We start from the raw sequence: 9670 nt of genomic DNA on the forward strand, positions 1-9670 counted from the left end.
TTTCACCTACTTACCATCTGCAGGTGGATTTTGTGGTGGAGTAGAATCTTGTATACTATCTTGATTAATATATTTTATATATCCTTTTTTCTTAAACTCCTCCAAATCAGATTCTCTTATTTTAAGTTTCTCTCCTGCTTTCTTAATTTCATTGTCATACTTTACATTCAATTTAAGAGTTACTTCGATCATAGTTTCCTTGGTTGCTGCCATTTTTATATCATCCTTCCTTTAAATAAATTGAGCATAGAGACTAAAATTTTCTCTATGCTACTGTTGCTATAAATACCTCATCTGAATGTTCAAATGAAGGCATACAAATTTGAGATACTTTTGTCTGTATCTGCACTGGATCTGTTTGCTTTACAGTAGTTACAGCTATGCCATTTCTAACTATAGAAACATTAGCAGATGCACCACTCATTAAATCAGCTTCCTCTGGAGTTGTACCATAATGTGTACTACCAAGAGTTCCTTTTGGAATTAAGGTTATCTTGTTATCAGGATAGTATGGTAATTGAGTAGTTCCATCTTCAGCAAAATATTTTCCATTCTCAATAGCTACACTTACACCCAACTTATTTTGGAGATATGCAGTTATAATAGCATCCGTCATTATTGTTGTACCATCTTTGTTTATATCAAGCTTTATAGCCTTATTCTGCTTGATTAAATTAAATGTAGCTTTAGTCATAACAAGTATAGAAGGAGTAACACCCTGATCTGATTCTATTGTATTTACCCATCTTTCTATATCTCCTACAATGTCAGCATTATCAAAATCATTCCATTTAGCAGTTCCAGCAAGTATTTCTTGATGTCCTGTTGGTATTTCAAAATCCAAAGATATGTCAGCATCATCTGTGGAAATATATATTTTGCCATCTGATAGTAACTGCATTCTCATTCTTTCAGCTTGGACATCTGCACCATCAACAAGAGTAGAAATATCACCATAAATATTGTTTAGGATTAAATCTCTCATTTGCTGATTATTTGCCTGCATTGCTAAAAGTAAGTTTTGTCTATCTCTTTCTTTTATTACAACAGATTCTTTGAAGAAAGGCATTTCCTTAGTCTTTTCATCAACACTAGCTCTTAATGCTCTGACCTTTACTGCTACATCAAAAGCACTTGGTTTTAAAGCCACCGCCTTGTTTTTAGCTCCCTTTATAAGAGTTATATCTATTCCCATCTGTTTTGATGCTGGGAATAATGCTGATCCCAGTAAATTCTGTGGTGGTAAATTAGTTATATATGTTGTTATGTTCTCAGGATTTAAAACATTCATAAAATTAATAGGCATTGATTATCATCTTCCTTTCTAGACTATTGATATAAGTTTCATTGCTGCAAGTGCTTCAGCTGTAGGTTGAATAGGTATTTGCTTACTATCTATAATTCCATGAACAACTACAGGTACTGTTTCTATTCCAGTAGAATTAGTAAAATCAACATCTTCATATACAAAGCCATAAGCAGTACCATCATTAACTATTTTTCCAGTATTATCTACAATACTTCCGGCAGATAATATCTTTTTACCATTTGAATTAGCTGTAATTAATGTAGCACTAACTTTAACAGGTAAGCTGATAAAATGCTGTGCATCTCTAAGTATATTTTTGTTTTCTCCAAATATTGTTCTTGATGATTGAATACTCATTTTTCATTCCTCCTCTATTTTAATAAGAAATCGTCTATTCCTTTGGCTGCTTTCTGCTGTTCTGATCTTTGTTTTGCAAGTCTTTCACCTATATTCATAACTTTATCTGTTGCTGAAGAACCAGGATTGCTTATATTACCAGTTCCTCCTGCACCTGCATTGGTATTTGTTTCAGTGCTATTTTCATCAAACAAATAACCATCAGATTCTTTCAAAGCTTCAAGCTGCTCTTTTAACCCAATAATATCTTCTCCATCTAGTTTCAAGTTTTCTAGGTTTAAAAGTGCTTTTACTGTCTTAGGATTTTTAGCTTTGGCACCTGTGAGAGCCTTATCAAGCCTGGTATCAAAGTTCAATTTTTCAATCTTGGCTTCATAATCCTTGGCAACATTTTTATTTTCATCTTTGAGCCTTTCAATTTCAGCTGTAAGTTCCTCATTACCTTTTGCTTTTTCCTTCAAATCTTCAAGCTGTTTATCTCTGTCTTTCAGCTGTTTTTTATAATCTTTAATAGAGTTATTTACAGTATTAAGTTCAGTTTTTTCAACATAATTTTTACTGTCTACCAAATCTATATCCTTATATTTCTTCTGGATATTTTCAGGTATTTTTGTGAATGAATCTCCTAATATTTCACTTAATTTTGGCATTATATCATCTTCCCTTCTCAAATTTTTATAAAATAAAAAGCCCTATCTCTAAGACTTATTAAAACCACATTTCTTTACCTCCTTTCGTATCTACTTAAACCCTGCTTTATTATTTTCAATACATTTATTAATGGCTATAGCTTCAACTCTATCCATATCAAGAATCACTCCACCTTCTTCGTCAGGAAATGAAATTATTTCTCTTTCTTCTTTATGATCCTTAAATCTATCCTTTAGCATTTCCAAAATATCTTTTTTAGCAGTACCACTTATGCTTTCACCACTTTTAAGCCATATTAAATAATCTTTCATTCTCTACTCCCCCTCATATTCTTCTCTGAGTTCCTCCATTATCGATTTATTCTGCTTTGTTATACTCTCCATTTCAGACTGTAGCTTTTCAATTTTTTTAATGTTTTTTCTTACCCTTTTATCTGTATAAAATGAAGTATACTCCTGCTTGCAGTATGGACAAACAAAATAAGTTCTCTGGACATTTTCATCAATCCACTTAGTTTTAAGCTTCTTGATTTTAAATTGCTTTCCACAAGTATCACAGTTCAACGTTATATTTCCAAAAGATTTCCTCATATTCTGGGTCAACTCCTCAATTACCACTAAAATAATCACCGTATTTATCATACCAATCATCCAATGCTGGATCGTTACCACCTTTTGCCCAGCTATTAAGTCTGGAACCTATATTCTCCAAACTATCATCTAGTAAAGGCTCTTGATAGCATAAACCATTGGGATGATCCAATGGACAGTCAGCAAGAAGATATTCCTGACCATCTCTCTCTTTGCATAATGGACAAGTTCTACCAGGTGCAAAGACACTGTGCCATCTTACTTTCTCAATAAAAGGATTTTTCTCACAACTTTTTATCATTGATAATATATAAGCATGGCTTATAGAAGTCCTTGCCAATCTTTGTGCATTATAATCAACTGTTTTTGAAGTACCTGGATAAACATTCTTCCAGTTCCACTCCTTTTGCATATCAGGATTAACATATGTCTGAAGATCTTGTGCTAATTCAATAGCGCTTTTCTTTTCAACTATTCCCTTTTGAATTATTTTATCTATGTCTCCATTTACTTTATTACCAGTCCACCATATTCTCTTAGATAATCCTCTTCCATCTTTATATATATTACCTTTGATAAGTTCTTCCACTGCATCATTTGGAACCTTGGAAAACATATTTGTAAATGATTTACTCATATTGAGTTTGTATTTTTTATCTACTAAATTAAAGAAGTTAAGCTGAATGCCTGCAGCCAGATTCGCACTTTTTACAATATTATCTAAAATCTGTTTGAATAATATTTTATTTACCTGCCTTATTTCAGATTTTACGGCTTTTCTGTAATCTTTAGCCCATCTTTCTGTTAAACTTCCTTTCCTAGCCTTATCTGATTTAATCTTTAAATCCTTAGCTGCTTCTTTATATAAATTCTTGATCTGCTTATACTGTTTTCTTGTAAGGTTAGCTCTGTTTTGCATAGACTCTTTAATCATTTTTTGGTATTCATTCATCTAAGTTACCACCCTGTATTGACTGCATTTCATCATTTTCAGCTGCAGTTATATCGGCTATGTCTTTGATTATTTCATCCATCTCTCCATCTACATCCTCTGTATTGGAGAAATCTTTAATATAGGACTTGTGGCTTCTTACATTACTCTGAACCTCCTGTATGGCCAATGTCTTTTTATCATCTATGTCCTCCGGAATAGGGAATTTATGATTGAATACAATGTTAAATTCCAAGTCATCCCATTCATGGTTCCAGTCCTTGTAGCAATTAAATTTAGTGCAACACTCAATAATCAACTTAATTAAATCCTTAATTACCGGCTCCCACGTATTCCATTTCTCATTACATCTAGCTATCAGATCATTATAAAGATACTTCAACGCCTTAGCTGAAGGAACATTTTTAAGTTCCTCCTGCCTTGGCATATCCAGCATTTCATATATATCTTTTTCAGCCCTATCAAGAAACTTCTCTGCTGGATCTGCTGATGTAAATGAACTTTCAAGCCTTTTGGCATCTGCAGTATGTTCATCTATACTTTTCAATGGTATTATTGCTCCTGGAGCTACTTTACAACTGTTAACACTATTTTCATCAGCATCTATAATTACACGCTCACCAAACATATTAAATCTCAGTGCATCAGCATAATCAGAAACTTTTCTATTGTAGCTATTTTGTGCATCTTTGAGACCTGTTACATCACTTTGGCCATGTATATCTCCAAGCATTGAGTCATTCAGAATTACCCAAGCCGGAAGCCTGTCAAGTTTAGTATCAGCTTCAACTACAGATTCAGGAATACCAAAGTTTCCATTCACAAATGTCTCTATTTTATGCTTACATGAACTATTTTCTAAACTATAAGTATGCCTGTACCATATTTGATTATCCTGTTCCATATCTGCTGTATCAGGTTCTTGAACCACCAAAATAATCTCTTTAAGCTTCTTATAATTTTGTACAGTAGTTCTATAAGTAAAATCATTAATAGAATTGTAAAAAATATTTATCGGCTGTTCTGGATTAGCTTCAACCCTTAAAAGTACTCTTCTCCGTATAGTACAATCTAAAAAAGCCTTTAGAGTATCACTCCAAAAGCTGTTATCTGCAAGGATTTTATCTATAAATTGTCTTAGTTCTTCACACTTATATTTATCATCAACATCATATGGCTTAAATAAAATGTCCGGAGGAACACTAAACATAAATCTTGCCTGCTTACGGAGAAGCGGGCCCACCTTGTTTCTTATGTCCTGTGCTGGTACGTAATCCAAATCATCACTAACTGTCCATGACTGTCCAATAGTATCTGGATCGCTTATTGCCATCTGTTCATCCTGGCATTTTCCCTTGTAATAGAAATAATCATTCTTACATTGTTTTCTTTCCTTTAGTTGAATGGATGTTAAACCTAATAATTGTTGTTTAGTATTCATTAGAATACGGTACCTCCTTTCCTTCCATGGTAAACATTATTTTTAAGACCTCTGCCTTTGTTATAGACAGAATCATCATATTTTTGTTCTTTAATATCGGCAACCTCATAACCATCAAGTCCATACCAGATGGAGCTAAATGTATGAGGATCGATATTAAATTCATCCTCTATGATTTCTCCATTCTTATCTACTGCATAGGTTAGATCCTTGAGCTCTGCTATGGTATTGGTACAATTGGAGGAACATATTATTTTCTTAAACCTCTTTACCTTCTTGGTGTTCTGCAATCTGGAGCCTTGAAACTTTTTAGCTCCTCTAATATTAAAACCCTGCTGTCTATAATATTTAATTGTCTTAGGTTCAGCTGAATCCGCATTAATTTGTTCCTGTGTGTCCTTAAATTCTGATATTTCAACAGCGGTTCTATCGTCTGTCATTTGATTCTTATAATATTCCCAGTAGATATAAAGTATCTTTTTATCATCATCAATACACATCCTTATAAGAGCGTTATATGATTTCTCAAATCCAAAATCAAAACCAACTCTCCTAATTGGATTTCTTATATTTCCTATGGCTTGAAGTACTTCATAATGTGGAGCAATTTCAAACTGAGGAAGTACTCTTTTGCCATTTACTCCAAATCTGCCTTTTCTGGCTATTCTGTATAAATCAGGATCATATGTCTTCAATTCATCAAGCTGTTCTATATAACTTTTAGGCAAAAATAAATTATCATCTGCTAATGAATGATGATAATACGTCTTATTTGTTATGACTATTCTCTTTTTATAAAGTTCTTCATCATCAAGTATAAATATTTTCTTCTTGTCATTTCTGAAGAAGTGCTTGTATGTCCAATTGTCTTTGCTGACAGGATTAGTAGAAAGTATCATATGCAATGATAGGCTTGGATGTCTTAAACGCCCTAATAGTTCTTTAAATCCTGCATATTTTACCTCTGAACATTCTTCTATCCATACTATAGAAACATTGTTTATAGATTTCAGCTTTGAAGGCTTATCCATTCCTTTGAATATTATCTTTGAGCCATTAGGGAATTTAACCTGCATTGGTGAAGCTGTAAACTTAATTCTATCATCAAGTCCCATATCAGTTACTATTTCTTCTAAAAGAGAATAGCAGCTGTCTCTTATAGTATCAAATACTTCTCTCACTACTAGAGCGGTCCTTTTCTCCTGGAGCAATTTAAGTATTAATTTTAGAGCTACATGGTAACTCTTAGAGCTTCCATAGCCACCGACTAAAAAATAGAATTTATAATCCCAGTTGAAAATAAAATCTTCAAAACTTGGATTTACTTCTTTTTCTATAAGCATTATTTATCACTTTTTCTCTTTATCATTATTTCTATAGGTTTATTATCATCTTTATTTTTAACCTTAACCACCTCAGCTCTCAACTTCTCAATTCTAAGTTTTTGTTCTTCAGTAGCAAGATTACTCTTCAGCAATTCATCATACTGCTTAATCATACTCTCAAGAGTTTTCATTGCCCTTGATTGAGCCTGAAGGAATGTAGCCTGCTTATCCCAGGCAAACTGCAATTCATATTCTTTTTCCCAACTGTCGGAAGTTTCTCCAGTGGACTCCTTTTCTCTTTTGAGTACTTTAGTCAAATCCTTCTGATTCTTCACACTCATAATTCTTTGAGACCTTGCTATGGCCGTATACTGAATTATTATATTTTCCCACAGCATATCTAACGGATCTTTAACCATAATATCCTCCACTATTTCTATTGTTTCAGGCGGAAAAATCTTAGAAAAAAAGCCATGCGTTTCAGCGTTTTTATTACCTTTCGGTACGCTGCTCACATGACCTTTGGAGTTCTTATTCTTAGGCTGACCGCCCTTTTTTCTTTTGGAACGTTCCGTATTCTTTTGGAGCGTTCCATTCAATTTACTATCCCATTTATCTTTATTCTTCCACCCTCTTATGGTGCCAGGCGAAAGATTCAGCATCTCTGCAATCTTTACTAAATCAATATTTCCGTCATTCTCTTTGTAAATCTCAAACGCTTTGTCCCTATTCGGACTTCTCTGTCTTGGCATGTCTACACTGTCACCACCTGCCTATTCGTTTTGTTTTGGACTGAAAAAAAGCCCTTGGGGGACTCTTTTTAACTATATTTTATTTATTTAATTCAAATGATTCATGCGTTGAAATAAATTCATCTGATATTGGAAATCCTGCTAATTCCAGTACTGTCTTGGTTCCTCTGCAACCTTCTCCTCCATATCCAGATGTTAATTCTCCATTAAATACTAATTCTTCTTCGTTTGAGTTTGTAAGTGTTAGCTTGTAATTAACATTTTCTGTATCTCCAATCATTTTTGCCTTTACAACTTCGCCAAAAGCATCTTTATATCTTTTGTAAAATTCAATAGCTCCTTGTGTATATCCTACGTCTTTTTTTAGCGTTATTGCCATAATATATCATCTCCTTTAATATCACATATATTCTCCATAGTTTTCAAAATCCCTTCTAAATTTTAGAGGAATTTAACATAAAATGTTGAATATTGGATTAAAAGGAGGTGATTACTATGCAACGTATTCCTGTAACATCATCTGATTTAAGTTCTGTGGGCTATAATTCTATATCTCAAACATTAGAAATACAATTTAATTCTGGTGGCATATACCAGTATTCTGGTGTACCTTCTAATGTTTATGAAGGACTTATGTCTGCATCTTCACACGGCAAGTATTTTCATGCTTATATAAGGAATGATTACTCGTGCAACAAAATATAACTTTTAGTCAATAACAACAAATACTATAGCCGGACCATTTGCTTTAATTATTTTTTGTTCATAAGGTTCAACTATAGTATTTTCCACACCTTCTCTTGATTTTAACTCTTCAACTAATCTCTTTGTAGATATATCATTTAAATTCATTTATTTTCACCTCACCCTCTTAATAGCACCTCTGACTCTTCTAAAGCAGTCATGCATCATAAGTCTTTGATAATCATAAAAAGAGAGGTGCTCACCTCTCCTGGATTTATTTTTGTTTTGTTTTTCAATCTTATCCTTAAGGATCTCTTTCACTTTCACACCTCTCTCCCTTCTTTCATGCATAAAAAATAAGCCCCAGAAATAATTATCTGAGAGCTACAACCAAAATTTAATATTTTGGTGAACAATATATATTAAGGTGTATTTTAAATATACTCTTATGCTATTAATTTTATATTAAATGTATGTTAATACTATATGTTATTCCTTGTCCATTTTATTTTTAATTATTTTATAATATTTATTAAGTAGTAAATCTAACATCTGACTTATCTCAATTATTTCAGTATCTACTAAATTGTCTTTCTCTTTAATTAATTCATTAAGATGTTTCTGCAAGTTTTTTATCTCCAATAAAATATTACTCATTTTTTCTCCTTCCTATTTTGATAGTATAAAGAAAAAATATAAAATGGATGTTAACGTTTTGTATAAATTCTATGTATAAAAAGACACCCAGATAACCAGGTGTCCGCACAAGATATAGTATTAAATTTTACGGTTTCCCGCATTGGAGCTCCATTTAACCCTGGAGCCATAGGTTTTCAATGATTTATTAACCTAAAATCTTCACCATCTACTTCAACTATTAAAAAATCATTATCTTCCTCAACACATTCTTTTTCATATCTGAATGTTTTATCCTTTATCATCTCAAAATAATTGTTCTTTTCATTTAGTTCAAAGATTGGACATTCTTCATATCTAGCATCTCCAATGTAAATTGCTCTAATCTTTTTCATACAAACTCCCCTTAACAACTATATAAAGGTATTAAAATCTATCCTTATTTTCATTGGTCAATCTTCTTGGAGTATCCCATGTAACCATAGGAGCAACTTCCCTATTTAAGATTATATCACCGTTTAATTTTGTTTTATATATGGATCTGTTCTTTTTCACGAAAGTGCTGTCACCCATATACCTATTAGCCTGATAATTTACTGCCTTTACTATTTCACGCCTGCGAGTTAATGCAACTCTGTGAGCACTCTTTAGACATCCAAAATTTCTCTGGATACACTTCTTGATAGTATCTTTCTTACAATTTAATTTCCTTGCAATTTCAGAATCTGTAAATCCTTCATTGTACAATTTCTCAACCTGTTTTTTATCTATAACAGCCTTCAAGGCTATCTCCTCCTAAAAAAGTATATAGTTTACCCAAACCATAAAAGGGGACATGTTTTATTTTTACTGAATTAAATTTCTCAAATTTCATTTATATTATATATCTTTTCTATATAAGTTTTTTCCCGAATTTGTCCCACTTATGTCCCAAATTTGTCTCATTTTTGTCCCACGATTTTCAGTATTAAAA

17 protein-coding genes are annotated in these 9670 nt (G+C 32.5%); 1 reads left to right on the forward strand and 16 read right to left on the reverse strand.

The window, feature by feature from the left end; genetic code table 11:
• Window positions 1-6: 6 nt before the first annotated feature.
• The 11 genes from J418_RS0112190 to J418_RS0112240 all read right to left on the reverse strand — a co-directional run bounded on the left by J418_RS0112190 (window position 7) and on the right by J418_RS0112240 (window position 7756).
• Window positions 7-213: a DUF7210 family protein gene (locus J418_RS0112190; protein WP_017895715.1), complete on the reverse strand. Its 207-nt coding sequence runs from the start codon at window positions 211-213 to the stop codon at window positions 7-9.
• 52 nt (window positions 214-265) lie between these two features.
• Window positions 266-1306, reverse strand: a complete 1041-nt coding sequence (locus J418_RS0112195; protein WP_017895716.1) for a major capsid protein — start codon at window positions 1304-1306, stop codon at window positions 266-268.
• A gap of 18 nt (window positions 1307-1324) precedes the next feature.
• Window positions 1325-1666: a hypothetical protein gene (locus tag J418_RS0112200; RefSeq protein ID WP_017895717.1), complete on the reverse strand. Its 342-nt coding sequence runs from the start codon at window positions 1664-1666 to the stop codon at window positions 1325-1327.
• A gap of 14 nt (window positions 1667-1680) precedes the next feature.
• Complete coding sequence (locus tag J418_RS0112205; RefSeq protein ID WP_017895718.1) at window positions 1681-2316, reverse strand: phage scaffolding protein; 636 nt, start codon at window positions 2314-2316, stop codon at window positions 1681-1683.
• A 90-nt stretch (window positions 2317-2406) separates the two neighbouring features.
• Complete coding sequence (locus J418_RS0112210; RefSeq protein ID WP_017895719.1) at window positions 2407-2628, reverse strand: hypothetical protein; 222 nt, start codon at window positions 2626-2628, stop codon at window positions 2407-2409.
• 3 nt (window positions 2629-2631) lie between these two features.
• Window positions 2632-2907, reverse strand: coding sequence for a hypothetical protein (locus J418_RS0112215; RefSeq protein ID WP_035122768.1), 276 nt, complete (start codon window positions 2905-2907; stop codon window positions 2632-2634).
• 16 nt (window positions 2908-2923) lie between these two features.
• On the reverse strand, window positions 2924-3859 hold the full coding sequence (locus J418_RS0112220; protein ID WP_017895721.1) for a hypothetical protein: 936 nt from the start codon (window positions 3857-3859) through the stop codon (window positions 2924-2926).
• On the reverse strand, window positions 3852-5300 hold the full coding sequence (locus tag J418_RS0112225; RefSeq protein WP_017895722.1) for a phage portal protein: 1449 nt from the start codon (window positions 5298-5300) through the stop codon (window positions 3852-3854). The genes J418_RS0112220 and J418_RS0112225 overlap by 8 nt, the downstream gene beginning before the upstream one ends.
• A complete protein-coding gene (locus tag J418_RS0112230; protein WP_017895723.1) occupies window positions 5300-6643 on the reverse strand; it encodes a PBSX family phage terminase large subunit in 1344 nt (447 codons plus the stop codon). Before J418_RS0112230 ends, J418_RS0112225 begins: the two co-directional genes overlap by 1 nt.
• Window positions 6643-7377, reverse strand: coding sequence for a phage terminase small subunit (gene terS / locus J418_RS0112235; protein ID WP_017895724.1), 735 nt, complete (start codon window positions 7375-7377; stop codon window positions 6643-6645). The genes J418_RS0112230 and terS overlap by 1 nt, the downstream gene beginning before the upstream one ends.
• Window positions 7378-7456: 79 nt before the next feature.
• Entirely contained in the window at window positions 7457-7756 is a 300-nt protein-coding gene (locus J418_RS0112240) for a hypothetical protein (protein WP_017895725.1), read from the reverse strand.
• Between the two features lie 116 nt (window positions 7757-7872).
• On the opposite strand from J418_RS0112240, the gene J418_RS0112245 reads away from it, so the two are divergent.
• Window positions 7873-8082: a KTSC domain-containing protein gene (locus tag J418_RS0112245; protein WP_017895726.1), complete on the forward strand. Its 210-nt coding sequence runs from the start codon at window positions 7873-7875 to the stop codon at window positions 8080-8082.
• Between the two features lie 3 nt (window positions 8083-8085).
• Here the strand turns inward: J418_RS0112245 and J418_RS16430 are convergent, their stop codons facing one another.
• The 5 genes from J418_RS16430 to J418_RS0112270 form a co-directional block, all read right to left on the reverse strand.
• On the reverse strand, window positions 8086-8229 hold the full coding sequence (locus J418_RS16430) for a BC1881 family protein (protein WP_017895727.1): 144 nt from the start codon (window positions 8227-8229) through the stop codon (window positions 8086-8088).
• 6 nt (window positions 8230-8235) lie between these two features.
• Window positions 8236-8412: a hypothetical protein gene (locus J418_RS16515; RefSeq protein ID WP_017895728.1), complete on the reverse strand. Its 177-nt coding sequence runs from the start codon at window positions 8410-8412 to the stop codon at window positions 8236-8238.
• 138 nt (window positions 8413-8550) lie between these two features.
• Complete coding sequence (locus tag J418_RS15680) at window positions 8551-8718, reverse strand: aspartyl-phosphate phosphatase Spo0E family protein (protein WP_017895729.1); 168 nt, start codon at window positions 8716-8718, stop codon at window positions 8551-8553.
• A 176-nt stretch (window positions 8719-8894) separates the two neighbouring features.
• The gene (locus tag J418_RS0112265; RefSeq protein WP_017895730.1) at window positions 8895-9092 is read right to left on the reverse strand and encodes a hypothetical protein; all 198 of its coding nucleotides are present in this window, start codon (window positions 9090-9092) and stop codon (window positions 8895-8897) included.
• Window positions 9093-9123: 31 nt separating this feature from the next.
• Window positions 9124-9480, reverse strand: a complete 357-nt coding sequence (locus J418_RS0112270; RefSeq protein WP_017895731.1) for a hypothetical protein — start codon at window positions 9478-9480, stop codon at window positions 9124-9126.
• Window positions 9481-9670: the final 190 nt, after the last annotated feature.

The sequence above is a fragment of the Clostridium tyrobutyricum DSM 2637 = ATCC 25755 = JCM 11008 genome (genome assembly GCF_000359585.1).
In the GTDB taxonomy this organism is placed as follows: Bacteria; Bacillota; Clostridia; order Clostridiales; family Clostridiaceae; genus Clostridium_B; species Clostridium_B tyrobutyricum.

What these genes read in the sequence shown, in the direction of transcription:
- J418_RS0112190 (WP_017895715.1), bottom strand. Translation starts at nt 213, where the DNA reads ATGGCAGCAACCAAGGAAACTATGATCGAAGTAACTCTTAAATTGAAT.
- J418_RS0112195 (WP_017895716.1), bottom strand. Translation starts at nt 1,306, where the DNA reads ATGCCTATTAATTTTATGAATGTTTTAAATCCTGAGAACATAACAACA.
- J418_RS0112200 (WP_017895717.1), bottom strand. Translation starts at nt 1,666, where the DNA reads ATGAGTATTCAATCATCAAGAACAATATTTGGAGAAAACAAAAATATA.
- J418_RS0112205 (WP_017895718.1), bottom strand. Translation starts at nt 2,316, where the DNA reads ATGCCAAAATTAAGTGAAATATTAGGAGATTCATTCACAAAAATACCT.
- J418_RS0112210 (WP_017895719.1), bottom strand. Translation starts at nt 2,628, where the DNA reads ATGAAAGATTATTTAATATGGCTTAAAAGTGGTGAAAGCATAAGTGGT.
- J418_RS0112215 (WP_035122768.1), bottom strand. Translation starts at nt 2,907, where the DNA reads ATGAGGAAATCTTTTGGAAATATAACGTTGAACTGTGATACTTGTGGA.
- J418_RS0112220 (WP_017895721.1), bottom strand. Translation starts at nt 3,859, where the DNA reads ATGAATGAATACCAAAAAATGATTAAAGAGTCTATGCAAAACAGAGCT.
- J418_RS0112225 (WP_017895722.1), bottom strand. Translation starts at nt 5,300, where the DNA reads ATGAATACTAAACAACAATTATTAGGTTTAACATCCATTCAACTAAAG.
- J418_RS0112230 (WP_017895723.1), bottom strand. Translation starts at nt 6,643, where the DNA reads ATGCTTATAGAAAAAGAAGTAAATCCAAGTTTTGAAGATTTTATTTTC.
- terS (WP_017895724.1), bottom strand. Translation starts at nt 7,377, where the DNA reads ATGCCAAGACAGAGAAGTCCGAATAGGGACAAAGCGTTTGAGATTTAC.
- J418_RS0112240 (WP_017895725.1), bottom strand. Translation starts at nt 7,756, where the DNA reads ATGGCAATAACGCTAAAAAAAGACGTAGGATATACACAAGGAGCTATT.
- J418_RS0112245 (WP_017895726.1), top strand. Translation starts at nt 7,873, where the DNA reads ATGCAACGTATTCCTGTAACATCATCTGATTTAAGTTCTGTGGGCTAT.
- J418_RS16430 (WP_017895727.1), bottom strand. Translation starts at nt 8,229, where the DNA reads ATGAATTTAAATGATATATCTACAAAGAGATTAGTTGAAGAGTTAAAA.
- J418_RS16515 (WP_017895728.1), bottom strand. Translation starts at nt 8,412, where the DNA reads ATGCATGAAAGAAGGGAGAGAGGTGTGAAAGTGAAAGAGATCCTTAAG.
- J418_RS15680 (WP_017895729.1), bottom strand. Translation starts at nt 8,718, where the DNA reads ATGAGTAATATTTTATTGGAGATAAAAAACTTGCAGAAACATCTTAAT.
- J418_RS0112265 (WP_017895730.1), bottom strand. Translation starts at nt 9,092, where the DNA reads ATGAAAAAGATTAGAGCAATTTACATTGGAGATGCTAGATATGAAGAA.